Annotated in this window: 21 protein-coding genes and 3 pseudogenes; 16 read left to right on the plus strand and 8 right to left on the minus strand. The window is 54.0% G+C overall.

Features of this window, described 5'->3' with window-relative positions:
- Positions 1-51: 51 nt before the first annotated feature.
- The gene (locus tag KRAC_RS04520; protein WP_007904830.1) at positions 52-987 is read right to left on the minus strand and encodes a LysR family transcriptional regulator; all 936 of its coding nucleotides are present in this window, start codon (positions 985-987) and stop codon (positions 52-54) included.
- 365 nt (positions 988-1,352) lie between these two features.
- Between KRAC_RS04520 and iscB the strand changes: the two are divergent.
- From iscB to KRAC_RS04540, 4 genes and pseudogenes are all read left to right on the plus strand, one after another.
- Positions 1,353-2,659 (plus strand): annotated as a pseudogene (gene iscB, locus KRAC_RS04525) (RNA-guided endonuclease IscB).
- 209 nt (positions 2,660-2,868) lie between these two features.
- Complete coding sequence (locus KRAC_RS04530) at positions 2,869-3,573, plus strand: zinc ribbon domain-containing protein (RefSeq protein ID WP_007904834.1); 705 nt, start codon at positions 2,869-2,871, stop codon at positions 3,571-3,573.
- 301 nt (positions 3,574-3,874) lie between these two features.
- A complete protein-coding gene (locus tag KRAC_RS04535) occupies positions 3,875-4,483 on the plus strand; it encodes an IS607 family transposase (protein WP_007904842.1) in 609 nt (202 codons plus the stop codon).
- On the plus strand, positions 4,452-5,903 hold the full coding sequence (locus KRAC_RS04540) for an RNA-guided endonuclease TnpB family protein (protein WP_040441900.1): 1,452 nt from the start codon (positions 4,452-4,454) through the stop codon (positions 5,901-5,903). Before KRAC_RS04535 ends, KRAC_RS04540 begins: the two co-directional genes overlap by 32 nt.
- Positions 5,904-6,424: 521 nt before the next feature.
- On the opposite strand, the gene KRAC_RS04545 is transcribed toward KRAC_RS04540, so the two are convergent.
- A complete protein-coding gene (locus tag KRAC_RS04545; RefSeq protein ID WP_244421960.1) occupies positions 6,425-7,198 on the minus strand; it encodes a GntR family transcriptional regulator in 774 nt (257 codons plus the stop codon).
- 462 nt (positions 7,199-7,660) lie between these two features.
- On the opposite strand from KRAC_RS04545, the gene KRAC_RS04550 reads away from it, so the two are divergent.
- The 4 genes from KRAC_RS04550 (at position 7,661) to KRAC_RS04565 (ending at position 11,746) form a co-directional block, all read left to right on the plus strand.
- The gene (locus KRAC_RS04550; RefSeq protein WP_007904848.1) at positions 7,661-9,031 is read left to right on the plus strand and encodes an acyclic terpene utilization AtuA family protein; all 1,371 of its coding nucleotides are present in this window, start codon (positions 7,661-7,663) and stop codon (positions 9,029-9,031) included.
- A 35-nt stretch (positions 9,032-9,066) separates the two neighbouring features.
- Complete coding sequence (locus KRAC_RS04555; protein WP_007904850.1) at positions 9,067-9,414, plus strand: DUF4387 domain-containing protein; 348 nt, start codon at positions 9,067-9,069, stop codon at positions 9,412-9,414.
- Positions 9,415-9,524: 110 nt separating this feature from the next.
- A complete protein-coding gene (locus KRAC_RS04560; protein ID WP_007904852.1) occupies positions 9,525-10,886 on the plus strand; it encodes an MFS transporter in 1,362 nt (453 codons plus the stop codon).
- Positions 10,887-10,933: 47 nt separating this feature from the next.
- Positions 10,934-11,746: a COG4705 family protein gene (locus KRAC_RS04565; RefSeq protein WP_157506305.1), complete on the plus strand. Its 813-nt coding sequence runs from the start codon at positions 10,934-10,936 to the stop codon at positions 11,744-11,746.
- 286 nt (positions 11,747-12,032) lie between these two features.
- On the opposite strand, the gene KRAC_RS04570 is transcribed toward KRAC_RS04565, so the two are convergent.
- Together KRAC_RS04570 and KRAC_RS04575 are read right to left on the minus strand one after the other, a co-directional pair.
- Positions 12,033-13,457 carry a sensor histidine kinase gene (locus KRAC_RS04570; RefSeq protein ID WP_007904863.1) on the minus strand — a complete coding sequence of 475 codons (1,425 nt, stop codon included), beginning with the start codon at positions 13,455-13,457 and terminating at the stop codon, positions 12,033-12,035.
- Between the two features lie 3 nt (positions 13,458-13,460).
- Complete coding sequence (locus tag KRAC_RS04575; RefSeq protein WP_007904865.1) at positions 13,461-14,129, minus strand: response regulator transcription factor; 669 nt, start codon at positions 14,127-14,129, stop codon at positions 13,461-13,463.
- Positions 14,130-14,498: 369 nt separating this feature from the next.
- Here KRAC_RS04575 and KRAC_RS04580 point away from each other — a divergent pair, with 369 nt between their 5' ends.
- The 3 genes from KRAC_RS04580 (at position 14,499) to KRAC_RS04590 (ending at position 17,846) form a co-directional block, all read left to right on the plus strand.
- Positions 14,499-15,686, plus strand: coding sequence for a hypothetical protein (locus KRAC_RS04580; RefSeq protein WP_007904867.1), 1,188 nt, complete (start codon positions 14,499-14,501; stop codon positions 15,684-15,686).
- 9 nt (positions 15,687-15,695) lie between these two features.
- On the plus strand, positions 15,696-16,316 hold the full coding sequence (locus tag KRAC_RS04585; protein ID WP_007904869.1) for a hypothetical protein: 621 nt from the start codon (positions 15,696-15,698) through the stop codon (positions 16,314-16,316).
- 342 nt (positions 16,317-16,658) lie between these two features.
- Complete coding sequence (locus tag KRAC_RS04590) at positions 16,659-17,846, plus strand: hypothetical protein (protein ID WP_007904871.1); 1,188 nt, start codon at positions 16,659-16,661, stop codon at positions 17,844-17,846.
- Here KRAC_RS04590 and KRAC_RS70740 read toward each other — a convergent pair.
- Positions 17,819-18,253 (minus strand): hypothetical protein, encoded by a 435-nt coding sequence (locus tag KRAC_RS70740; protein ID WP_007904872.1) that lies wholly within the window; start codon positions 18,251-18,253, stop codon positions 17,819-17,821. The two genes, KRAC_RS04590 and KRAC_RS70740, sit on opposite strands and share 28 nt — an antisense overlap.
- Here KRAC_RS70740 and KRAC_RS79270 point away from each other — a divergent pair.
- The 4 genes from KRAC_RS79270 (at position 18,209) to KRAC_RS04610 (ending at position 22,414) form a co-directional block, all read left to right on the plus strand.
- Entirely contained in the window at positions 18,209-18,382 is a 174-nt protein-coding gene (locus KRAC_RS79270; protein WP_420795778.1) for a helix-turn-helix domain-containing protein, read from the plus strand. The genes KRAC_RS70740 and KRAC_RS79270 overlap by 45 nt on opposite strands.
- Positions 18,383-18,707: 325 nt before the next feature.
- The gene (locus KRAC_RS04600; RefSeq protein ID WP_244421961.1) at positions 18,708-19,754 is read left to right on the plus strand and encodes a WD40/YVTN/BNR-like repeat-containing protein; all 1,047 of its coding nucleotides are present in this window, start codon (positions 18,708-18,710) and stop codon (positions 19,752-19,754) included.
- Positions 19,755-19,778: 24 nt separating this feature from the next.
- On the plus strand, positions 19,779-20,960 hold the full coding sequence (locus KRAC_RS04605) for a YncE family protein (RefSeq protein WP_007904874.1): 1,182 nt from the start codon (positions 19,779-19,781) through the stop codon (positions 20,958-20,960).
- A 200-nt stretch (positions 20,961-21,160) separates the two neighbouring features.
- Positions 21,161-22,414 (plus strand): RNA-guided endonuclease InsQ/TnpB family protein, encoded by a 1,254-nt coding sequence (locus KRAC_RS04610; RefSeq protein WP_157506307.1) that lies wholly within the window; start codon positions 21,161-21,163, stop codon positions 22,412-22,414.
- 91 nt (positions 22,415-22,505) lie between these two features.
- Here the strand turns inward: KRAC_RS04610 and KRAC_RS04615 are convergent, their stop codons facing one another.
- The gene (locus KRAC_RS04615) at positions 22,506-22,952 is read right to left on the minus strand and encodes a class I tRNA ligase family protein (protein WP_040441901.1); all 447 of its coding nucleotides are present in this window, start codon (positions 22,950-22,952) and stop codon (positions 22,506-22,508) included.
- Between the two features lie 310 nt (positions 22,953-23,262).
- A pseudogene (locus KRAC_RS04620) lies at positions 23,263-23,973 on the minus strand (IS6 family transposase).
- A 174-nt stretch (positions 23,974-24,147) separates the two neighbouring features.
- On the opposite strand from KRAC_RS04620, the gene KRAC_RS04625 reads away from it, so the two are divergent.
- Positions 24,148-24,978: a phosphate ABC transporter ATP-binding protein gene (locus KRAC_RS04625; RefSeq protein ID WP_007904876.1), complete on the plus strand. Its 831-nt coding sequence runs from the start codon at positions 24,148-24,150 to the stop codon at positions 24,976-24,978.
- On the opposite strand, the pseudogene KRAC_RS65320 reads toward KRAC_RS04625, so the two are convergent.
- Positions 24,924-26,464 (minus strand): annotated as a pseudogene (locus KRAC_RS65320) (nuclease/transposase family protein). The gene KRAC_RS04625 and the pseudogene KRAC_RS65320 sit on opposite strands and share 55 nt — an antisense overlap.
- Positions 26,465-26,476 lie beyond the last annotated feature (12 nt).

Raw genomic sequence — 26,476 nt, forward strand, 5'->3', positions numbered from 1 at the left:
GTGTATGTAGTGTTGATGGGGCATTGCCCCATCAACACTACATACACGATATTACCTGCCACCCTCGAAGGTCGAGGCGCGTATGGCCTCCAGGCCATGCTCCAGAATGGGCGAGAGCACGGCGCAGAAGGCCTGGGCCGCGGGCGAGAGCCGCCGATCCGCGCGCCGCATCAGGCAGAGTTGTGGACGCAGATTGAGGTTGCTCACAGGGACATGCACCAGTTCTCCACGCATAAGCTCACGCTGCACCGAGAAGGCAGAGATAATCGCCGCGCCCACGCCACTCATGACCATCTGTTTTACCGCCTCGTTGTCGGTCAGGGTAAAAAGGGAGTGAATTTGAACTCCGTGGCGCTCCAGTTCTTGCTCGATCATCCCCCGAATGACGCTCTCTTCCTCGCGCAGGATCAATTCGCCCTGATTTAGCGCCGTGACAGGCAAGACCTGAAGCTTGCTCCATTTATGGGTAGGAGCCACCACCAGGATCAGCTCATCACTCGTCGCCATCTCGACCTGCAACTCTGGAGGGCAGATCGAGGTATCGCTCTCGACAAGACCAAAATCCAGCTGCCAGTTGAGCAACGCCTGCACAATCTCAGGTGAATTCAGGATAGAAATATGCAGTGTCACCTGCGGATAGCGGGCACGAAAGCGCGAGACAACGAGCGGCAACAGATAGACACCTGCCGTGCGATTGAAGGCCAGGCGCACCTCGCCACCCTCGACATCGCGCAACTCCTTCAGGGCATCTTCCATTTCTCGCTCCAGCGAGAAGAGTTGTTGCGCGTATTCCTTGAGCACACGCCCAGCATTAGTCAAGGCGATGCGCCGCCCCTGGCGCTCAATGAGCTTCAGATGCACCTCCTGCTCCAGACTATGAATCGTCTTGGTCACAGCAGGCTGGCTCAGGTGAAGCTCCTCCGCCGCGCGCGTCACATGTTCAAGCTCCGCGACTTTCAAAAAGATGCGTAAATTCTGTAAATTCATAAGCGGTACAAGCGTAACCTAATTCACTGCCAAGAGAGCGTTTTTTGTTTATCATACCTCAAAAGCAACCATTACCATTTTCTCGCTGTACATTGGGAACTAAACAGTGTGTCAGGAACCTCTGCCTCAAGGCGGGGGCTTGCTTCAGCAAGCCTGAACCTGACCAGTCTCAGCCAGGGCAGACTTGATGGATAGAATCATCAAGGCAATCGGGCTACGTTAAATAGGTACGTTGGAGTGCATGCCGGCCCCAACCGCTACGGTGCAACATTAAACAGGCGTAGAGGGTGAAGCCAGTGTGTTGTACACCAAACCGTTTTTAACATTGACGAGGCAACCATTACCTACGAAAGTAGAGGCTCAACATGAGCAACGTCTTTGTCATTGACAGTGATTACAAACCCTTACATCCGGTGCATCCCGCCCGTGCAAGGCTCTTGCTCACGCAAGGCAAAGCCACCGTGTATAGAAGATACCCGTTTACTATTGTGCTCAAGCGCGTAGCTGAGCAACCAGAGGCACCCCCTTTGCGTCTCAAAATCGATCCAGGCAGTAAAACCACAGGAATTGCCATTGTAAATGATGCCAACGGCAAGGTGGTCTTTGCGGCTGAACTTGAGCATCGAGGCCATGCCATTAAAGCCAGTCTGGAGAATCGTCGTGCGATTCGTCATAGTCGCAGACAGCGTAAAACACGCTATAGAAAGCCACGGTACAAAAATAGAAAGCGAAAGCAGGGATGGTTGCCACCATCGCTGGAAAGTCGCCTTGCCAATATTCTGACGTGGGTCGCTCGCTTGTGTCGCTCTGCTCCTATTGCTGCTGTAAGCCAGGAGCTTGTGAAGTTTGATTTGCAACTGCTGGACAATCCCGATATCACAGGCATAGAATACCAACAAGGCACATTGCAAGGCTATGAAGTCAGGGAATTTTTGCTCGAAAAATGGGGACGCACGTGCGCCTATTGCTGCAAGCAAGATATTCCCTTGCGGATTGAACACATTCATCCACGGGCCAATGGTGGCACTCACAGGATCAGCAACTTGACCCTGGCGTGTGAGCGATGCAATCGTACAAAAGGAACCCAGGATATTGCGGTGTTTCTTGCCAAAAAGCCTGATGTGCTCACACGCATTCTGGCTCAGGTGAAGAAGCCACTCAAAGATGCCAGTGCGGTCAATGCCACGCGCTGGGCCTTGCTTGAACGGCTGAAAGCCTTTGGATTGCCTGTGGAATGTGGCAGCGGCGGGTTGACCAAATATAACCGCACCACAAGAGGGTTGCCTAAAACACATTGGGTAGATGCTGCCTGTGTGGGCAAGAGTACCCCTGTTGCGCTTTCCTATAAGGGGGTTGGGCCCTTGTGTGTGACAGCCAAGGGCATGGATCGCGGCAAATGTGCCGGATGAATCGTTATGGCTTCCCACGTACCGGCCCCAAAAAAGCGAAGTCCATTGAGGGCTTTCAAACAGGAGATATGGTCAAAGCGGTGGTCTCATCTGGCAAAAAAGTGGGAACGTATGTGGGCAAGATCGCCATTCGCACAACGGGTTCATTTAACATCACCACCCAGTATGCAACTATCGAGGGGATTGGCCACCGCTTTTGTCGTACACTACATCGCAAGGATGGCTATCGTTATCGGCAGGGCAACACCTCTTCCCTGCCCTAAAAAGGAACGTTTCTTTCCTCCCTGGCTCAAGCACAGGGGTCCAGATACGGAGCTTCTATGATTATGCCGGGAAACTCCTATAACTCAGTATTTCTACTGTCGTCTGAGTGTATAAGAAATAGATCTAATATTTGGGTACACAAAAACACATAAACAGGAGGAGGGCGAACCTTTCCACGCTAACACGTGAAAGCAAGCCACATCACTATATGAAAAACTGTCCTCATTGTGGTAAAGCCAACGATCTCAGCGCCTTTTATTGTGAGACCTGTGGGCAAATTATTGAGAAACCTGCCAATAATGATCTCTATACAGTCAATCAGCGAGAAGAGATGTATGGGGTCACTAGACGATCGCAAGATGCGATATCTACTCCCCCTAATTACCAGGAAACACCTGTCTATACAACTCCAGCTTCCTACAGTCCTTATGGCTCAGGGGAAGCCTATGCACCTCCTCCCTACGCACAACAATCTGCGGGAATGCAAACGCCTTACTACGCAACCCCGATATATCCTCAAGTTCCAATCGAACAGGGACGTTCCACTGGTGGAATTATTTTGAGTATTATGCTCTATCTCTTCAATTTATGTTGGGCTAGTCTGGGAGTATTTGGCTTTCTAACCGGCTTCACTAGCAATGATATATCTATTGTTGCTCTTTTAGTTTTCTTCCTGGTTGCTATAGTGACGCTTGTCTTTATTATGATCAAGCACAAAAAACCACGTTTAAAGTGGTGGGTACGTTTACTGGCCTTTCTAGGTATCACGATCATTGGTTTTATCGTTCTCATTATTGCTGAAGGCTTGAGCACTGTAGTGTCAGCGACAAACCATGGCCAGGTTGAAGATATCTACCTGGGAGGGACATTAGTGGTCTTTGGCGTACTAGCCATGATTGCTTCTGTCCTGTAGGAAGGGACAGTACGCTACGTACGTACGCGCCGACGCAACTCATGCTGGGTCGACGTTACTCCCACTAAATGCCTGCCCTTCCTTCGCGATCTCGAAGGGCGTAGGCACGTACGTACGTAGCGCACGGTATCACACAGACCAGGAAGCAATACTTGAACTAGCTCTTTTCGTGCGTTCTGGGTCCTCCTGCTGGGCTGCCATATCTGCTTGATAGCGACCAAGTATCCATTTTGTATAAGCAACCATCACAAAGTATCATCATCTCTTGCATATCTCAAGCAGATAGAGTAAACTTGGATGTATGAAGTTATCGAGTTATGCCAAGAAGATTGGGATCAGTTATAACAGCGCCTGGCGTATGTGGAAACGCGGCCAGATTCCCGGCTATCAATTGCCCACCGGCACCGTGATCATTGATCCGCCAGAGCTTCGCTCGGTTCCGGTCCACGCCGTCGCTGTGTATGCTCGTGTTTCAAGCAGCGAAAACAAAGACAACCTGGAAAGGCAAGCCGAGCGGCTGGTGACCTGGTGCAATGCCCAAGGCTGGTCGGTCAGCAAAGTCGTCAAAGAGTGCGGCAGTGGCATCAACGATCAGCGGCCCAAGTTTCTGGCGCTGCTGGCAGATCTCAAAATCGGGCAGATCGTGGTTGAACACAAAGATCGCGCTTCTCGCTTTGGCGTGGCCTATATTCAGACCTTGTTGGCTATGCAAGGACGGAAACTGGTCATCGTCAACACCGCTGATACCGCCGAAGATGATCTCATGGGCGATTTTATCAGCATCATTCCCTCGTTTTGCGCTCGTCTTTATGGTCGCAGACGAGCCAAACGCAAGACGGAACAAGTGCTAGCGGCTTTGCAGCAGAATGGACCCGCCCGTGAGCAAGAAGCCCCAAAAAGCCTCGCTTGATGAGAAAAAAAAGCGCAAGCGCAAAAAGAAGACGAAGCAGACCATCACTCGAGCGGTGACCCATATCCGTCTCATTGAGGCCAATCCTGGCAAACTTGAGGCGCTCGATCAGCTTGTGGCGGTTTACTTGCCGCTGTGCCAACAGTACACCACCCTGTTTTGCGAGGCCGAGACAAGCCCGGACAAGTACCAAGAAACCGTCTTCAAAACCGATCTTTCCGACCGCTTGCATCGAGTGGCAATACAGCAAGCCGCAGGCATTGCCAAAAGCGTTCGCACGAATCGAGCGAACGCCTATCAGGCGTACCTGGAAGATGTGGCTGATTATGCTCAGGCCAAGGCTCAGGCGGAAGGCCGGATGTCCGCCTTCAAACGCCGCGAACCGACCTGGACCGAATGGGATCTCCCTGTGCTGCGTGTGCCAGTCATCCAAGCCAATGTCAACGTGGTGGTGCTCGAGAAGTCGGAGGACTCCACGTTCGACTACTGGCTGCGCGTGTCCACCTTAGATGTCGGGAATCCGCTTCGAGTCCCAGTCAAACTCGCCTCCTATCACAAACGAGCACTCGAAGGCCGCACGCTCAATACATCCACAACACTTCACAAGCGCAATGGAGTCTGGTGGCTGACGCTCTCCTTTGACGAGGACGTTCCTCTTCAAACCAAGCCTGACGCCCCTACAGTAGGCGTCGATGTGGGCATTGCCCATTTCCTCACGACCTCCACCAATAAAGCGTATGGCAGTTTTCATGGCAAGATGGCCCGACAGCACAAGCACGATCGGGAAAAGCGTCGCCGCAAGGCGAAACTGCGAGCCTGTCTGGAAAAGAAAGGCGTCCCAAAGGGCAAGCTTCCTTCGACAAGTTCTGAAACGTCGCAACGCTTGAGCCGTCACGTCAAGCAAGAGATCAACCGGGCGGTCAATGCGTTGGTCAAAGATCATCGAGATGCCAGACTCATTTATGAGGACCTCAATGTGGCCTCGATGCGCTTCAAAGCAAGGGTGATGAACAGTTATCTGTATGCTTCTCACCTGGGGCATATCCCAGAGCAGCTGGCCTGGGCCGCCGCCAAACAGGGCATGGCAGCCCACACGGTCCGAGCCGCCTATTCCTCTCAGGAATGCCCCCGCTGCCATTATGTCGATCGCGCTAATCGGCCGAACCAGAAAACCTTCAAGTGCCTGGTCTGTGGTTACGCAGACCAGGCCGACCGCAAAGCCGCACAGACGCTCGCGGGACGCTGGGGGGATCGGAAACTGGCGGCATGTCGCTCGACCTCGGAGGTCAAGGCGCTCCTCATGACGCGGCATGAAGCGTGGAAACAGCAGAATCAGCAGAGGATCCAGGATGCCGGGCCTCCCGTCCAGTTGAGCTTCTGGGATCCCCCAGAGATGTTCCTGGAATCATCTCACGAGTGAACATCTCTCAGTAGAGAGAGGTGCATAGGATGCTCGTAGTGCATCCTCCCGCCTAGTCCGCTGTTTGGTAAACAGGCGTAGGTTAAAGTGAGAAGGATAATCATTGCAATAGATGGTTATGCTTTGATCAACTATGTCAGCTATCTGAGCAACCGCATCCTCAGCTATTTTTTGCCGTTGTGCCTTCCCCTCCACACGTATGCGCTCAATTTCCAGGTAAACCTGCCTGGCTTCAGGAAGATCTGAAGGGTCAACGGTTGGTGGGGCAAAGAGCACATACTGGCCTGAACCCCTAAGACCGGTCAAGTCAACATCTCGGTGGGTATCACTGTTTTGATAACTTCTCCAATGCCTTGTACTATATCCAAAAATGCTTCATCACTCTTGAGTATGAATGAAACAAGAGACAACGCCAAGGTTTGACCAAGGAAGCTCATTGCAGGGATCGAATTTCCAAAGTTGAGCTGTGAGATCTATGCAACGGACCTCGCAAAATCAGCTTTTCGTCTGAAAACAGAGAGCTAGGACGGCGTATGTTGCACCGGGCTTATTAACGCTACCTGACTCTCATCCTTCTTGAGGCGAACATGCTCGGACTGCTCAATGATGGCGAGCGACCTCTTAACCATCGTACGTGTTAAGGCCACAGCTAAAGACACGTCACGTTCCTCGTATGCGCTCACCAGACGTTCCCTATCACGGAGTCTTTGCTCAGCATGAGTCTGCCCAAGCTTCATACTCAAGTGACGCAACTGCAGGGTTCGCAATCCTAAGGAATCCAGAATACGCTTCACCTGCCTGTTGCCACAGATCTCAGCTTCCCTCGTGCGAAAGGCCACACTGGCCCAGAACGCTCCATCGACATCGTGAGCTGCCGCCATCTCACGCAGAGGCGGCAGAAAGGCTCTGAGTGAAGCAATAGCCTCATCTGAGGCGGTGTTCACAATCAACTCTGCGGTAAGCATCAGAAGATTCGCCCGTACCTGGTAGATTTCACGTACCTCTTCGAGGCTGACCTGGGTAACAAAGGGACGACGGTACGGTGGAATAGTCACTAATCCTTCTTTTTCGAGCAGCAAGAGGGCCTCTTTGACCGGCGTACGGCTCGTTTGAAATTGCTTGGAGAGATCGACTGTATTGAGATCGTCTCCAGGCTGCAAGCGGCCTTCGATGATCGCACATCCAATCGATTGCGCAATAGAGGTTACACGTGGATTCGTGCGATCTGAGGCCTCCAGTATCCGCGCCATTTCTCGCTGGCTATTGGTCTTGATACTTTGATCTTCGTTCGCCATAGGAACGGCTGCCCTCTCTCTTGTCTTGTAGGAAAACATGCATGCCTTCTCTTATCTCTTCTTCACTCGGCTCTTTTCAAATGGAAGAAGTGTTGACAATTATAAGGCGTAACTGCTAGGAACGTCAAGCAAATGTCTTCTCCTCCTCTTTTTTTCCCCGTAAAGTGTTGGCAATTTATACAAATATCCTTGACAAAGTGGGTTTTTCATCCTATTATTAGACAAAGTGTTAACACTTTAACAGCGGGCAATGTTCAATACCTCGTGCTGGTGATGGCTCTTTTTCACCAATAATTGTTGACAATTATGGTGAAATGAGCACTGAAAAGGGGACAAATAGAATACAAACACAACAAGAAGCACTGAAACATGCTCATGCATATCGTTACGGCAGTCATCCGTGTTGTTGGATTGACGAAGTTCACACAAACAATGAATGCGATATAAAAGGAAAATAGCAGTATGGATGAAATACGATATATCGCGGGCACATTGGTTGGGGCAGGTGTTGACCGAGCCTCACTTGATGAAGCCCTCAAAGAGACCCCTCATTTTATCGCGTGCGACGCAGGCTCCACAGACCCAGGCCCGTTCTCGCTCGGTTCTGGGGCACCCGCGTTTGCGCACGCAGCAGTAAAGCGCGACTTGGCAGCCCTTCTGGACGCGGGTCGCCGTGCGGGAATTCCGGTGTTGATTGGCTCTGCCGGGACTGCGGGGGGGGATGCACAGGTGGATTGGACACTCGATATTGTCAATGAGATTGTGAGGGAAGAGGGGGTGAAATTGCGCGCGGCGGTGATTTATGCGGAGCAGGACAAAGATGTGCTGGTTAAGCTGTTCCAGCAAGGACGTATCAAGCCGCTTGATGCCGCGCCTCACCTGGATGAAGACACGATCAAAAGGAGTTCGCACATTGTGGGGATGATGGGGGTCGAACCCTTACAGCAGGCACTTGCGGAGGGAGTTGATTTGATCCTTACCGGTCGATGCAGCGACTCGGCGCTGTATGCCGCACTGCCCATTCTCAAGGGATTCCCTGAGGGACTGGCTTGGCACGCTGGCAAGGTGGTGGAATGCGGCACGATGGCCTGTGTAACCGCCGGGAAAGGGGTCATGTTCGTGCGTTTGCACCATGACCACTTTCTTGTCAAGCCTTTCGGGCAGGGGTTGCGCTGCACGCCCCAGAGCGTTGCCGCCCACAGCCTGTATGAAAATGTCGACCCGTTTCATTTCACCGAAGCCTCTGGCACCGTTGACATTAGCGAGGCAACCTACGAAGCGGTTGATCCGATCACCGTTCGCGTGACCAATAGCTCCTTTCAATCGGCAGACCCCTACACGATCAAGCTGGAAGGTGCAGAACTGGTGGGCTATCAAACGATCATCATCGGAGGGATACGTGACCCCTTCCTGCTTCGGCAACTCGACAACTGGCTGGCGAAGGTGCGTGCCTATATCGAGGAGACGATTGCACGAGTGCTGGGAGAGCAGGTCACAAAAGAAGATTACCACCTGATGTTCCACGTCTATGGCCGCGATGGTGTGATGGGTTCGCTGGAACCGGAACGCGAAGTGGTTCCCAAAGAGGTGGGCATTGTCCTGGAGGCCACAGCCGCCACCCAGCAACTCGCGACCATCATTGCTCAACTTAGCCGCCAGCCACTCCTGCACTATCCCATCGCAGAATGGCGCGGCGCGACTACGAGCTTTGCATGTCTCCACAATCCTGCGCATACCGAGCGTGGCCCCGTCTACCGCTTCAATTTCCACCATGTGGCCATTCCCCAGTCTCCGCTGGAGATGTTCCGCACGAAATTCGTGGAGATTGGATAAACCGCACTGATAGACGTTCCCCAAGGAGCATTGAGATGAAACTGGCAGATCTCGCCACCCTGATCCGTAGCAAGAACGCTGGACCCTTCTTCCTGACCTTTGACATCCTGTTTGATGACGAGGAACACTACCAACTCGTCAAAGATTCGCAGTGCCTGAACGTGCAGACGTTTGCCGCGCTCTACGCATGTCCGGCGGAGACGGTGCACTTCTTTGCATGCGATAACGCACTCGCCTTCAAGTTCTCCATTCCCCGCCCTCTTCCTCAAGGGGATTTGGGGGATGGCGACCTCCACGGAGGACAACAGTTTACCCCGCTGATGAGCATAGATGTCCCGCGGCCAGAACACCAGACCACCCCTTCCGACACTCATGTAGAGTGACGCTCCATTCATGAGAAAGTCTTATGTTTCTGCGCGAAACAGAAGCCCTGAAGCGTGTCAGAGCGTCCTGATACGACACGTTATCTGCAAAAAGAAAGAGAGATAGCACTATGGCAGTGACTAGCGCACAAGCAACGATTGCGGCTCGTATGGAGCGTGTTCCTCTGTTCTCACTCCATCGCAAGCTTGTCTTTGTCATGGGGATCGGAACGTTCTTCGATCTCTTCGATGTCGCTTTAGGTGGTCTGTTAGGGGCGATCCTGGCAAATCTCTACCACTTGAATACCTTTTGGACTGCGGCAATCATCGCCTCCGGTTTTTTTGGGATGTTCGTTGGGGCCATCGCCCTCAGCGTCGTCTCGGACTACTTTGGTCGGCGCACCCTCTACCTGATTGACTTGCTGATCTACTCGCTCTTCTCATTGGCCACCGCCTTTGCGCCCGACGTGACCTGGGTGATCGTGTTTCGCTTTCTGGCTGGCATCGGCCTTGGGGCCACACCCGCACTCACCGATGTCTACTTGAGCGAGATGCTTCCCAGCCGAGTGCGCGGGCGTTACACCGCATGGGCCTATACCTTCGGCTTACTGGGTGTGCCGATCGCTGGTCTGCTTTCAAAAGTACTGGTCTCAACGACCTTCCTCATGGCAGGATGGCGCTGGTTGCTGGTCGCGGGAGCCTTAGGCGCGCTCTTCGTCTGGTGGATGCGCCGTGGTCTGCCCGAATCGCCGCGCTGGTTCGAGATCCGCCAGAAAACGGCAGATGCCGAGACTGCGGTCCTCGCGATTGAGCAAGCAGCCATACGCGAACTCCATCTGACTGCATTACCCGAACCTGCCCAGGTTGTGGTGGAGCCTCCGAAACGCGCGACGCTCGCGGAGTCCTTCCGTGGCATCTATGCGAAGCGCACGATCATGCTCTTGATCTTTCAGTTCTTTCAGACGGTCGGTTTCTATGGTTTCGGCTCACTTGCTCCAATTATCCTGACCGCAAAAGGCTTCAGTGTCGTCAACACACTGGCGTATACCGCGCCGATTGCCCTTGGGTATCCTTTGGGATCATGGCTCTCAGTTCCCATCGTCGAGCGTATGGAGCGCAAGTGGTTGATTATTGGTACAGCTCTCTTGATGGCCCTCTTCGGTCTCATTTTTGGGTTCGCCACCTCGGTCCTGGTGATTATTGCCTCTGGTTTCCTGCTGACAGTGGCAAGTCAGGTTTTCTCCAACAGCTACCACATCTACCAGGCAGAGATTTTTCCGACGCGGATGCGCGGAACGGCGGTAGGAATTGCCTATAGCTTGAGTCGCCTCTCCGGCGGCATTCTCCCTTTTGTAGCGCTTCCCTTGCTACAAACCTCAGGTCCAGTGGCCGTGTTCACCGCTTGCGCCATCATTCTGGGTATCGTGAGCCTGGATGTGGGTTTGCTCGGTCCCAGGACGACAGGCCGGACACTGGAGGAAGTCGCTCACTGAAAGCGTCCTTTTGTAAGTACGAGGAGAAAGAACCGATGGATAAACCCATGCGACAACACCCACTGCCTACGGTTTCTGATGCTTCCGGCGCAACAACTCAATCTCTGCATCGAGCCCGTCAGGCCCTGAAAAAAGTCCCGGAAGTGACGGTATTTTTCTGGATACTGAAATTGTTGACCACAGCGTTCGGTGAGTCAAGTGCGGACTACCTGTTTCAGGTGTTCGGGCTCAAACCGCTGATTGCGCTCGCAATCGGGACTATTGGACTCATTGTCGCCTTGATCTTGCAACTGACTGCCCGTCGCTATATCGCCTGGATCTACTGGTTCGCTGTCGCCATGGTCGCTGTCTTCGGCACCATGGCCGCAGATGTCGCACACGTTGGGTTGGGTGTCCCCTATCAAGCCTCAACGATGTTTTTTGTCACCGTACTGGCTGTCATCTTCGTGACCTGGTACGTGAGCGAGAAAACCTTGTCGATCCACAGTATTTCCACCCGGCGCCGCGAACTCTTTTACTGGGGCGCGGTCATGGCAACGTTCGCGCTCGGAACTGCCGCAGGTGACCTGACCGCGAAAACCCTCGGGTGGGGGTATTTCTCCTCGACGCTCCTGTTTCTCGCTGTCATTGCTGTCCCGGCTCTGGGGTACTGGAAAATGGGGTTGAACGGGATTCTGGCTTTCTGGTTCGCTTACATCGTGACCCGGCCACTTGGCGCATCGTTTGCCGACTGGATGGGGAAAGCGACGCTGAGTGGCCTGGGATTGGGTGACAAATGGGTGAGCTTGGCTCTCGCGCTTGCAGCCATCGGCTTCGTCTGGTATCTGACCGTGACCCGCAAGGATATGCAGGACGAATGATGCACGTACCCATGCGTCACAAACGGTTTCTCGTGCCGCGCAGAGGAGTGCCTTTGCTCTCGCCTGTTCTCAACATCTCTGCATCTCTTCTTGCACAGGTGCAGAAAAAAGGAACCAGGTCTAGACATTATGGCAGACTGCGTGTGATACATAGTGAGGGATGACCGTATCCCGGGTTTCGTGGAGCTTTGAAAGCAAAGGTAACGCTGGATAGTGGTTTGAGCATGAACCACTTTTGTAGAAGTCTTGAGGCAGAGAGGGCCACACGGTCTACACAGGCAAACCACTACTCGTTGAGCAGTGGGAGCGAGATCGTAAAGCGGCTTCCCTGCCCAAGCGTGCTCTCCACCTTGATCGTCCCGTTGTGCTGTTCGACAATGCTCAGGGCAATCGAGAGGCCAAGTCCCATCCCTGGTTGGATGGAAGCGTTTGGGGCTCGGTAAAAGCGCTCAAAAAGCCTGGGCACATCGTCCTGGGCAATGCCAATCCCTGTATCGGCAACCGTGACGACCAGCTCTCGCTCTTTCCTCTCTCCTATGATGGTGACCTGGCCACCATCAGGCGTATATTTGCACGCGTTTTCCAGAAGAATCAAAAAGACTTGCTTGAGATAATCGGCGTTGCCAGAGACGACAGCGTCCTCGAGCGTCTCTAAACCTTGACATTGCATGGCGATCTTCCGGTGAGAAGGACATCCCTGGCGATACGCCTCGCTGATGATATCAACGATGAGCAACGGCTGAGGCGCAAAGGGTGCACGGGCATCGGTACGGGCGAGCAAGAGCAGTCGCGTGGTCAGCCGGGCCATGCGCTCTGCCTCCGTAGAGATATTTTCCAGCGCGTTGGTTTGAAATTCCGGATCGCGCCCCTCCTCTTTTTTCATCAGTTCAAGCGAGGATAGCATGATAGTCAATGGCGTCCGCAGTTCGTGTGAGGCATCCGCCAGAAAGCGCCGCTGAAGATCATTGACCTGCTGGACGTGTTGATACGCCTCTTCCAGAGCGTGCAGCATCCCGTTGATTGTCCGTGCCAGGCTATTGATCTCATCGGGACGCCCCTGCATCTGCACGCGCAGCGCGTGGTCGCGGGTCTGCGCGATGTGCGAGGCGGATTCCGCAAGCTGCTCCAGAGGGCGCAGCGTCCGGCGCACCAGCAGCCAGACGAGCACCGCGACCAGGGTCAGCATCACGCAGACGCCACTGTACATCAACGTAAAGATCCAGGACTCTGAATCACCAGCACTCGCCGAAGCGGCGATAATATAGCCCTGCACCTGCCCTTTCACCACAATGGCCTGACCATAGAGAAGAAAGGGCGTCCGATCAATGGTGAGCGAAGCGAAACGGCCTGCGGCGATGGCAGGCCGCAGTGGTGCGAGCGGGAAGACCTTTCTGCCCAGGTTCGTCGAGCTGGCAATCGGCTTCCCCTGCCGATCCTGGTACTGCAGAAAGATCTCGGAGGAGCTGAAGGCGTTGAGCTGGCTTTGCACCAGTGTGGGGCTGAGGCCCGGTTCCTGAGCGAGAGCAACGGAGAGAGAACTGACACTCTGCTGCAAGCGTTTTTCGCCGAAATTGTTCAAAAGCTGGCGGGCAATGATGAGCGTGGTTCCGATGAATACCAGGAGGCCGACCGCGAGAATGGTGATGATCCAGAGGGTCAGGCGCGTGCGGATAAGGCCGAACCAGTGCGCAAGGCGGGTACGTGTAGACATGACTCACCCTTTCAGCACGTAGCCAACGCCGCGAATCGTCTGAATCACGCGCGAGCCGCCGGACGCTTCCAACTTCTGCCGCAGGTGCCCCATATGGACCTCGAGCACATTCGTCTCCAGATCGGCATTATAGCCCCACACCTGTTCCAGGATCTGATCTCGGGTCAGTACCTGGCGAGGATGGCGCATCAACAAGAGCAACAAATCGTACTCGCGCGTGGTCAGTTCTATCAGTTGACCGTCGCGATGGACCTCACGCGTGGCCTGGTTCAGTTCCAGGTCGCTATAGCTGAGCATTTCCTGACTACCTGTATGGCGGCGCAACACTGCCCGCATGCGCGCCACCAGTTCATCGAAGGAAAATGGTTTAGGCACATAATCGTCAGCGCCCAGGCCCAGAGCATGCACCTTATCGGCGACATCATCACGTGCTGTCAACATAATAATCGCGATGTCGCCGAGCACGTGCAGGCGGCGGCAGAGCTCCAGGCCATCAAGACCTGGCATTGCGATGTCCAGTAGCACCAGGTGTGGTTGGTATTTTTTCGTCGCCGCCAGGCCTGTCTCACCATCGGGGGCGGTATAGACCTCAAAGCCCTCATAGGCCAGCCCTCGTTTGAGTAACGAAAGAATTGTCTGATCATCATCAACAAGCAAGACGCGAGTCGCCATAGAGATAGTTCCTCTTATTCCATAGGATGAGCGATGCCTCTTCGTGCTCATCACTTTTCTGGATAAAGCATACCACACCTCTCCCTTCATTCCAGGGTCGGCTATGGCTCACTTTAAGGCTAGACGAAAGGCCTTTATCAAATCTTTATCTTCGCTTCATACCAGCTTCAGGAAGAGCACGTATGCTCAGGGGGTCACGATAAAGCGGTCGTCTGACCGTGCTCCTGTGAGGCAATGAGGCTCAAGGAGAGAGAAAACCTTCTGCTCCGTTCGGTGCTCCTCCCGAACATGCTGCAAGGCGGACCGCCATCCAGGCATTTTTGAGGAGAAAAGGTGACACTAGGAACGTATGAAGAAGGAAAGACTTCTATGGCACAACATAGCATTGGAAACACAAGCGCGCTGAGCAATTCCACGTCACAAGCGCGCTCATTGTATGCGTTTCTCTGGTTACGACTCACCTGCGGACTGACGACGCTGCTGGGTGCGGTCATCAGTTACTTTGCGCTGAGTTGGGATGTTCAGTGGCACACCTTTGTGGGACGTGACCGGACGCTGACACCACCGCACGTCCTCCTGCTGAGTGGAATCGCGGTATGCGGCATCGGCGCTCTGGTCGCTGTCATCGTCGAAACGCAGTGGGTCAAGAACAATCAGGCAATGCAGCAGCGATATACGCCCTTCGCCAATCGCTTTGCCGCACCATTGGGTATCTATATCAGTGGGTATGCTGCCCTCAATATGGCAGTAGCTTTCCCCGTCGATCAATACTGGCATACCTTGTATGGAATCGATGTAACGATTTGGGCTCCATTCCACATTATGGCCATTGCTGGCCTGGGGCTTATGGCTCTGGGAGCGGTGTATACCTTAGTCTCGGTTGCGAACATAGCCACGCGCCTCAACGCATTCAAGGAAAAAGATGTTGCTTACGTGAGTGCGGTGGTGGCTATGGCAACGTCGCTGGCCACATTCAGTGTCCTGGCCGCTGAAGGAATCGATCCAGATAAGTTTATCCAACTGGGTTTCACCGCAGTGAACATTTTCCCCATGCTTCAGGGACTGCTGCTCGCTACGCTGCTGCTCGCTATTGCGTATGCCCTCCCGTGGAAGTGGGCAGCCACAAGCGTTGTTGGGGTCGTTGCTCTCTTTATGGTCATCAGCCAATTAGCTGTGCCTCCTGCCTTAACCTGGCTGATGCAGGTGGAACAGTTGACGTTCCTGTCGCTCCACAGGTCTGCAGCTCCACAGATTTCGGCGCTTGCGTTCACCTGGCCGATGCTCTCTCTCATCAGCGCGATCCTGATTGACATTGCCATGCACATGGCGCGAAAGCAAAACCTCTCCAGACGGCGGCTGAGCCTCATGCTGGGTGGAGCGGTTCTGATCGGGTGTATTCCTTTTACCCTGGCCAGCCCCACAGCCATTCTGGAAACAGTGGCAAACTTGAATATCCTGGGCATCGTGCTGACCGTTGCTCTGGCTTTCCCTGCCATCTATGGGGGAATGAAGCTTGGTCGGAATATTGGTCAGGCGATGAGCGTCTCAGAAAGGTAGTGGCACGCGATGCCAAAAATGATGCTTCAACGGATCTTGCTTCTCGCAGGAGTGATCGCATTAGTAGTGGTCCTCATCGATGGCACGTACTCGATAGCGGCAACCATACCAGGCAAAACCCCGGTACGTGTTGACCATGTCACAGCTGGTCCCTATCACCTGGCGGTCAGCATGTATACCTATCCTGCTAACGCCGGGTTTGCCTTGCCCTTTGCTGTTGCACCAGAGCAAGCCATCGACGGTGCACTGACCTTTCATATTAATTCTTTGCCAGGCCCACATGTGGATGCGAACCCGGTCCGGGCAACCTTTAGCGCTGATCCCAAGGTGCGCAATGGCGTACAAGGTGCAGCAGAAATTACCGTCCAGGGCCCCTGGACCTTGCAAATCCAGGTAGACGGTCCCGCCGGACAGGGAGTTGCCAATGTCCCGGTGGCAGCGACAGCCCTTCCGCCCATGCCGACCTGGCTCGGGTGGTTCTTAGGGTTCATTCCCTTCTATGTTCTGATCACCTTTCTCCTGGTGAAGTACTTCATAAAACCAAAGCGTGCTCCACAGGAGGAGTCTTTGCAAACAGATGCACCAGAGGATGCATCCGAAATGAGAAGCACTATCACTTCGTCGTACTGAGGATAAGTCCCTGCACATTTGGCGGTGTCGTTGTTTCTTTGACAAAGGACGCCGCCTGCTATGCGGGAAAAACAGGTAAAAGAAGCCCTTACCCTGGACGAAAGTCCTTTATTAAATCTTTATCTTCGCTTCATACCAACTTCAGGAAGAGCACGTATGCTCAGGGGGCCACGATAAAGCGGTCGTCTGACCGTGCTCCTGTGAGGCAATGAGGCTCAAGGAGGGAGAAAACCTTCTGCTCTGTTCGGTGCTCCTCCCGAACATGCTGCAAGGCGGACCGCCATCCAGGCCTTTTTGAGGAGAAGAGGAGACATAGGAACTTTTGAAGAAGGAAAGACTTCTATGGCACAACATAGCATTGGAAACACAAGCGCGCTGAGCAATTCCACGTCACAAGCGCGCTCATTGTATGCGTTTCTCTGGTTACGACTCACCTGCGGACTGACGACGCTGCTGGGTGCGGTCATCAGTTTCTTTGCGCTGAGTTGGGATGTTCAGTGGCACACCTTTGTTGGGCGTGACCGGACGCTGACACCACCGCACGTCCTCCTGCTGAGTGGAATCGCGGTATGCGGCATCGGCGCTCTGGTCGCTGTCATCGTCGAAACGCAGTGGGTCAAGAACAATCAGGCAATGCAGCAGCGATATACGCCCTTCGCCAATCGCTTTGCCGCACCATTGGGTATCTATATCAGTGGGTATGCTGCCCTCAATATGGCAGTAGCTTTCCCCGTCGATCAATACTGGCATACCTTGTATGGAGTCGATGTAGCCATCTGGGCCCCATTCCACATTATGGCCATTGCTGGCCTGGGGCTTATGGCTCTGGGAGCGGTGTATACCTTGGTCTCGGTTGCGAACATGGCCACGAACCTCAACGCATTCAAGGAAAAAGATGTTGCTTACGTGAGTGCGGTGGTGGCTATGGCAACATCGCTGGCCACGTTCAATGTTCTAACCGCTCAGGGAATCAGCCCCAATAGGTTTATCCAACTGGGTTTCACCGCAGTGAACATTTTCCCCATGCTTCAGGGACTGCTGCTCGCTACGCTGCTGCTCGCTATTGCGTATGCCCTCCCGTGGAAGTGGGCAGCCACAAGCGTTGTCGGGGTCGTTGCTCTCTTTATGGTCATCAGCCAACTAGCTGTGCCTCCTGCCATAACCTGGCTGATGCAGGTGGAACAGTTGACGTTCAAGTCGCTCCACAGGTCTACCCCCCCACAGGTTTCAGTACTTGCGCTCGGCTGGCCGATGCTATCTATAGTAAGTGCGATCCTGATTGACATTGCCATGCACATGGCACGAAAGCAAAACCTCTCCAGACGGTGGCTGAGCCTCATGCTGGGTGGCGCGGTTCTGATCGGGTGTATTCCTTTCACCCTGGTCAACCCTACAGCCATTCTGAAAACAGTGGCAAACTTGAATATCCTGGGCATCGTGCTGACCGTTGCTCTGGCTTTCCCTGCCATCTATGGGGGAATGAAGCTTGGTCGGAATATTGGTCAGACGATGAGCGTCTCAGAAAGGTAATTGACCTGGGCATGAGGATCTAAAGAGAAGAACCGTACGAGCCGATGAAATGAGGCATGAGCAAGAAAGAACCCCTTCCGAAAGATTGGCGCTAAGGCCGAAGATTGCGTGCCTGGCAACTGAATCAGCAAGGCTGGAAACAGAAAGAGATCACCGAGGCCCAGGGAGTCGCTGAGGGCGCGGTAAGTCAATAGGTGCGTCGAGCGAAGAAAGATGGTCCTGATGCGCTGCGCCACCGGCCGCCTCCAGCCCCCCAACCAAAACTGACTGAGGAATAACGCGCCCATGTGCCAGGCCTGCTGGCCAAAGGATCCGAGCACTATGGGTTTGGCGGCGAGGCCTGGACCACTGCTCGGGTAGCAGTGTTGATCAAGCAACAGTTTGGCGTCAGGTGGCATCCAGCCCATTGTAGTTGCCTCCTTCGCGCGGCCAAGCGCAGTGTGCAAAAAACGGTCAAACTGGCTCCCCAAAGGAATGAAGGGGAACGTCTTTTTATGCAGACAACAGGAGCGCTCTTACAAGGGACCAGACCATGAACTGCTACTCGCTCGTGCAAGGCTCAGGCATCTCAAGCAGGCTCTGTGTCGCTGTTTTGTTCATGCCGGCTACGGCTCTTTAGGTCTTTATGCTGAGACCAATAGAAGCTCTATCACTTCGTCGTACTGAGGATAAGTCCCTGCACATTTGGCGGTGTCGTTGTTTCTTTGACAAAGGACGCCGCCTGCTATGCAGGAGAAACAGGTAGAAGAAGCCCTTACCATGAAGGAACGTCATCTCTTGAGATGCGGCAAAGCGATAGCCGCCATTATGTACACAAAAGAAAAGTGCTCTACACGTTCTTCACACTTGATAGTAGAGAGCATGTTTGTCGCACTCTTACTCCTCTTAGCCGCTTGTGGTGGAGCGATGTCCAGTAATACCACGAGTACACCACCAGCGCCGACACGCGTGAATGGTTTTGGGACAGGAGCGAACCACCCGCATGCATTGCTTGCCCTGCCGAACCATGTTCTGGTCCTGGCAACGCACTATGGCACATTCTGGTCGGGGAACGACGGTGCACGTTGGACAGAGGTCGCAGGCGGCTCTAGTCAGCTTATGGATGGTCTCATGGCGTACTCACTAACAAGCAGTCCACTCGACTCGCAGCGTCTGTATGAATTGACGCTGCCCGCCGTCAGTCCCCATAAAGGCATCCCCGGACTCTATACGAGCACGGACGAGGGCCGTAGTTGGAAATTGGCAATCACAGCACAGAGCCTGGTCTCGAATCAAGATGTTTATCTTGTAGCAGCAGGCAATGACACACCAGACGAGGTGTATGTCTACCTCCCAGCACTCGGCTCTGCCGGTCTCGAGGTCAGCACAGATGCGGGAGCGCATTTTCATGCGACCGGTTCACTCCCCTTTGGCAGCTTGACAGCCCTCCTCGCGCTCCCAGGAGAACCCGGACAGTTGCTGGCGGCCAGCAGCGACGGTATGGCGCGCAGTACTGACGGTGGCAGGCACTGGAAAAAGATCCAGAGTATTTCTGGTGGCATTTTTGGCGGCGTCGTTTCTACAGGACCTGGCAACCCTCTTTATGCCTCTGGAGACGCGGGAGTCTATGCTTCAACTGATGGTGGCGAAACCTTCAAACTCGCCAATGCAGGCATTGCCTACAGTTCACTTACCGCCTCCACAACGCAGCCACACGTCCTCTATGGCAGGACCGGCACGGGCGTGTATCGGAGTACGGATGGAGGAACATCCTGGCAGGCCTTGCCCCATATAGCGGGGAACCTGTTTGGCCTGGCGGCAGATGCACATGACGCGTCAGAGGTCTACCTCACGCTGTCGTATCCAACAGAGGTCTCTCACTTTGACCAGGCCAGTCAAACATGGATGTCACTCACTCCCAAACCATAGGAAAGGCCAGGACTATACAGCGCCATGCGAGTACACTTTTACCGCACTTTTTGCGGAGCCTTCCTTGCCTGTCTCTGCTTGTTGCTCCTCACACCACTGACGAGCTATGCGGACGGTGGAGCCCCCAATCGGGCATATGTCGCCGGAACCACGAAGGGCATCAGCGTTATCGATATCGCTCAGCAACAGGTGGCAGGCAGCCTTCCGGCGCAGGGGGATCCTCACGAGGTGCTCTTGAGCCTGGATGGACGTTTCTTGTATGTGACGCAACCACAGCAGGGGAACGTGGCTATCCTGTCGGCGGCAACGGGTGCGGTCATCTGCAAAGCCGCTTTACCTGGTCAACCAGCGTTGCTCGCCCTCGACAGCAATTCAAATACGTTGTATGTCGCGGGCAATGGCAGTTCCAGGGTAAGTGCTCTTGACCCGAACACGTGCAACCTCAAACGCTCACTCCAGGCGGATGGGCCTGTCTATGGACTGGCAATAGCCGTGAGTAGCACGACCAACACCAGCAGCAACAGCGATCAGATCTGGGTTGCGACCACCAGCCATCTTGAGATATTTCGCGAGAATGATGGTCGCGCAGTCAGCAGCATCGATGTGCCTGGCGGACCGCACTATCTCTCCATTCCGCCAGGGTCAGCCGCTTACCTCACGACCCGCCAGGGCAGTGTTCTAGCGGTTGGCCTTGTCAGGCACGAGATCATGCCGCTCATCGCTGGTGGACAATATGGGCCGATGGACTTTGACGAGCAGACCGGTGAGGTCTTCGTCCCAGACCATCTTCACCGGCAACTTGACGTGCTTGCTCCGGTGACGCCTGGCTTCTCCACGCCCAAAGAGCCTGAACGTACGATCGCACTTGGATCAGCGCCCAATTCGGTCGCTATTACGAGTGATGGGCAGCTTGGGCTGGTCGCCCTGCAGGGAGGATCCGTTGCCATGCTCGATATTCCAGGACGACAGCTTATGACGACGTTCAATGTCGGTGGCAATCCTCAATTCATCATCACCGGCTTGAATCCTCCGGTCATTGGCACAACGCCCCAGCAGGCCAATATAGTGAGTACGTTTCTCCCTCTTGCTGCCTATATCGTGATTGGAGTGCTGTTCACGGTACCAATCCTGGTATTCAGACGAAATAGACGTATAAGAGTACACATGACAAAGGAGCAGAAGAACATTCCCTGGAAAGAAGCGTAAGAACAGCAATCGAAAATGTGCGCGACTCTGGTCGAAGGTGTGCTTGTTGTCCACCTTTGGAGGCGTTGACAGAGAGAAGATATCATGGTATGCTACATGCACCAGATAAGAAAAAGTGTTCTAATCCATGGTATCTGACGTTTCTAGCGAAAGAGGCGAAGTCGATCTTTCAGTGTGGTGTTGAAAGGGAAGGGGGTTTCATGCTCCTGTGCAAAAAGATCAAACTTGACCTCAGCGAGCAAGACATGGCCACCCTTGAGTTCATGCAAGGAAAATGCAGAGGCCTCTACAATTGGTGGGTGATGAAACTGCGAGACGGAGAGAAGTGGCGCTTCAACGCCTGCAAGAAAACGTTGGCCGAGAGCCGTGCCTATGATCCTGAACTTAATCAGGTCTATGGAAAGTTGCTTGCGGAAGTGTACTATCGCCTGGATGGGGCCATGCGAGCCTTCTTTCGTCGCGTCGCCAATGGGGAAACCCCAGGCTTTCCCCGCGTGCGCCCTCGCCATGGCTTCTTTACCCTCTGTCATCCGGCGATGTATCTCACGCTTGAGGGAAACATGCTCATGTTGCCCACAGGAGGCAAGGGCAAGCACAAACGCTTTCCTGCCATCCGTGCTCACCTCACCGAAGAACCTCCCGAAGGCTTTCGAGAGGTGGCCATCAGTCGCGATGGCCGAGGCAACTACTACGCCTCTTTCAGCTACCGAGAGCCCGAGCAAGCCAAACGCGATGGCAACACTGTGGCCTTCGATCTGGGCATCAAGACGCTGGCAACTGGGGTCACGGAAGAGGGCCGGATCTATCACATCGGTGGGTTCAAAGGCTCGCGTTGGTACAACAAACAGTTGGATCGGCTTCGCTCGAAACGCAGCAAGTGCAAGAAGAAGTCGCGTCGTTATCTTCATCTGAGCAAGGTGTACAAGCGCGTTTCGCAGAGGAAGCGCAACAAACAGCGCGATAGCCTGCACAAGGCGTCGCATCTCATCGCACGGCGATTGGTTGAGAGAACTGTCGTCGTGGGCGATCTTTCTCAGCGGCAGATGGTCATGAAAGAGCATCAGGAGCGCAACAAGGCGCTCAATCGGGCAGTCTATAACGACTGGGGCTTGTATGCCTTTGTCCAGATGCTCAAATATAAATGCCAGAGGTATGGGAAAGAGCTTCAATTCGTAGATGAGCGCAACACGTCCAAGCAGTGTAGTGGCTGTGGAAATCTGCACGCCATGCCCCTGTGGAAAAGAACGTATCAGTGCGCGGAATGTGGACTCGTCATGGATCGAGATGAGAATAGTGCTCACAACATCTTGACGAGGTTCCTTGCCCGGCGAGGGCCATACACTCAGGCTCGTCCTGAGCGCGATGTGCTGCAGGCGACCCAAAGCGGCGTAGAAGTCATGGGGACTTCCTGTGAGGGCCAAGTGCAGCAATTGAATCTATTCGAGGGTGCATAAGCACATTTGAGTAGATTTAGAAAGGCAGACAAATGACGGAGCACGTACAGGGACAACCCCAGCGGCAAACAAATAGCCGCGAATGCACCTTTCACGATTGGGTTGATATCGCCATCGTCTTTGGTGGTATTCCTGTGCTATTCCTCTGCTTCATCTTTTGGGCTGTGGCAACAGCCTTTCCCCTGGAGCGATCCGTTGACAGGAGTCCATTCGGCTCGGGCGTAGAGGTCATCTCCTCGGGCGAGAGTTCCTGTAGGTGACGCGCGGCAAAGCGGGATGCGTTCCAGAGCTTCGTGACCAGGCGGCGGCCATTGACAATCAGCTCGGGATGAAAAGGCGTATCCAGGCCCGGCTTGATAGAGATCGCCCAGTAACGCAGCGCGTCCGCCGACTCGCGCTCAACCAGTTCCAGTGGTCCGCCCGCATGGCTATTTCCCTTGGACTTTGAGATCTTTGAGCGCTCGGCCGAGAGGGCGTGACCCGAGACCAGGACCTCGCGCCAGGGTATCTCGCCGGCATGGTACAGACCTTTATCCATCTTACGAAAAGTACGAATATCGGTTGAGTGGCCTCGAGCAGTTTATAAGCTCACTGGAAGAGCGATTAAGCCGCCTTTCTTCCAAGTATCTACGAGTTAACTGAGAGTAACCAGGGATAGAACTCACACAGACCAGGAAGCAATACTTGTGCTCCCTGGTTTCTTTTCTGCGAGCATCAACTTTTAAGCGGATAAGCGGCAAACGCGACGATAGTTGCACCTCTATATACGGCATTGTTGCCTTTTCGGGCTGTGTTGCAAAGATTTACGAGGGGACACGATGGATATGAAGTCTCGTTGTCAGTTGAGCTTAGGCGACCAACCCAAACAAACTGGCGATGAACGTGACCTGCTCAGTGATGTTCCCCTTTTCCACTCCATACACCTGTCCTTTCCGAAGCATATTCATACTTTCGTATCCTTGTAACGTATTCCACACAGTCTTGCACGAAAAGAATCCCATTCCTGGCTTCACCAGTCGTTTGATGAAGCGGTGATCTTGTTCGACCAGATTGTTCAGATATTTGCTCTGTCGTAAATTCACAAGAAGCTGCAAAAGCCCCTGCAGCCTTCAACTCCTTGAAGGCTTTAGGATAGGTCGCGTTTTTATCGACCGTGATGACGCGGGGAGTCACCATGTGGGAGGGCTTGAGCGCTTTCGCAAAAAAACGCTTGGCTGCTTGTGCATCACGGGTCGCACGCAGCAAAATTCTAAGGTGTTTCCTCGAGTGTCTACTGCGCGGTAGAGGTACATCCATGCCCCTTTAATCTTCACATAGGCCTCGTCCACACGCCAGGAATCTGTCGTCTTTTTGAGATGGAGTCGGCAGCGCTTCTCCAACTCGGGGGCAGAGCGCTGGATCCAACGGTAGATGGTTGTGTGATCCACTTGTAAGACTCGTTCCTGCATAAGTTCTTCGAGATCACGATAACTGAGCGCATAACGCAGATACCATCTCACGCAAAGGAGAATGATGTCGGCTTGGAAATGACGCCATTTGAACGGCTGCTGCTCTGTCATAACGAGTCCTTTTCTGCTCTTTTTTGCCCACTCTAACGAATCAGCTTTCTTTTCGCAACACAGCCGTCAAGTAAAGGCGTTTATAATATCAGAGACCATAGGAGAAGCAGAGACCAGAATGCGCGTCATTGCGCATTCTAGTTGGTACCATAAGTGCAGGAAAGGGACCCGGAGATGTCACGCACAACACCCCAGTTTGAAATTCGTGATCTCAACGTCTTCTACGGGCGAACACAACGGGTATTTCATGTCAGCGTGGATATTGAGCGCTATGGGATTACGGCCTTTCTTGGCTCGTCAGGGAGCGGAAAATCCAGCTTGTTACGCGTTCTCAATCACACCTACGACCTGTTCTCTGATGTACGTATCGAGGGAAATGTCCTTCTCGATGGTGAAGATCTTTCCCTCTATGGGCGCAATAGTACTGAAATTATGCTTCTGCGTCAGCGAGTGGGTATGGTCTGCCAATGCCCGAACCCGTTTCCACGCTCAATTTATGAAAATGTGGCCTATGGCCTCCGTCTTCGATATGGGTATCGCAAGCGCCAACTCGATGAGCGTGTTGAACAGACCCTGCAGCGTGTTGGCTTGTGGCACGACGTCAAAGAGAGGCTCACACAGCATGCGCTCCATCTGGCGGCGGGACAGCAGCAATTACTTTGTCTGGCACGCGCTCTTGCTCTAGAACCTGATGTCCTCTTGCTGGATGAGCCTTGTAGCCTCCTTGATCCAGCCGCAACCTATCAGATCGAGACATTGCTCCAAACGCTAGGGCAGGAGATGACCATTATCCTGACAACGTCCAATCCCCACCAGGCACGCCGTATGGCTGACACAACAGGTGTTCTCTTTGATGGACAACTAGTGGAGTATGTACCCACATTCCGCCTCTTTCTTGAGTCACAAGATCTGAAACCTCCCCGGCATGAATGCGCGGGGGTTCCTGTTGCTCACCCACCGTTTCCTTGCTCACCTGACGGAGAACAAGGCTCTTGGTGGGGATAAGCAGGACTTTCGAGCCGACGCGCTCCGGCACGGACAGCTTTCCCAGAAGCCAGCACGCCCATGCTTCGGGGCAGCACTTGCCCCTCATTCGCACGTTGTTGCAGCCCCTCCATCACGGCTCGCAGGCGCGGCTCCGCACCTTCCCAGACGTGCTGGGTGACAGAGAGGATGGTGTGTTCCGGTTCCAGGTGGGCCAGCAAAAAGGCCGAGTACAAATCGCGTTGCACCGGCCCTAAGCCGCAAGGGCAGTGGTGCCAGCGTTGTGATCTCGGTTTCTTCACATATCGCCCACAGTGATGGCAATACTGACTCAGTTTGGTCTTGAAAGCAGAAACTTCGCCCAGGGTGCCGCCAGTTTTTGCAACTATGCGGGCCAAATGCGCTAGAAACAGCCCTGGGGCGCGAAGTCCGATACTCTTGCCATACTGCTTCTGCCATCCTTTGAACGAGGTTTTTTCGATGGTGATGGTATTACCCACCTGGGCAATGCGATGCGCGAGGTTGCCATGGAGATTTTTGCGGTGCGCGGCGAGTCTGCGCTCCAGGTTGGCATGCTGTCTCCAGGTTGCTTGATACCTCTTGCTCTCTTTCCAGGGCAAGCGTGCTTTGCCCTGTTTCTTGATGCGTCCCATCTCGTCGTAGTTTCCTGGATTGTTTGCACGGCGCTGTCGTTCCATCCTGCGTTGCAAGCGCCGCTTTTGTTGAGCATCAGGAACCAGCCCCTCACAGAACGCCACAAGATCGGCGTCGCCATCGCGCGGGACAATCGCCAGCGTGGAGGGGCCAATATCCAAACCAATCGTATCGGTTCTTCCCTCCATGTGCTTGGGCTTGACGAACGCATGACCCTCTCGCGACCAGTTGCACGACATAGCGGTTGCCGTCATGGTCAGCGCCCTGTGCTCGTGGAGAGGAGGCTTTGCGGCGGACCAGGCGCACATACTTGATGGGGTGGTGCAGACCATGCTGGACAACAGGATCACGCCAGTCGATGATCGCCGGGATCACTTCTGTATTCCAGAGGAGAAAGCCTCCATCGCCCACACCTGGGTCAAGGAGAAAGCGCAGGCCAACATCGTTGCGCTTGCCCTCGACGCTATCGATGCCGCGCCCTTGACTGCGAAAGCGGACTCGTTTGGCTTTGCCCACACAGACGCTACTCTACCGCGTGATACGCCCGGCTTGCCAGTGTTTGTGCCATGGTACTGTCAATGTGATCAGCGATCCAGGAGGCACGAGCACGTTTGGCGTACTCATGCAGGGCGTACTCCGAAAAGTGATGCTTTGTGCGCACATGAGAAAACGCCTGAGTTCGTTCTTGCCTGTGAGTACGAGGAATGGCACAGGCTTTGCTCCAGGCAGGATCGTTACGCATCCGCCTGAGTCGCTTGTTGGCTTCTCCAAGCAGCGCGTTATACAGCTGCCGAGCAGCCTCCAAGTGAGCGCGCAAGCGCTGCTCCTGGCTCCAGTCCACGCACAGGGGCACTTCGAGGAGAAA

This window comes from Ktedonobacter racemifer DSM 44963 (assembly GCF_000178855.1).
Lineage (GTDB): Bacteria > Chloroflexota > Ktedonobacteria > Ktedonobacterales > Ktedonobacteraceae > Ktedonobacter > Ktedonobacter racemifer.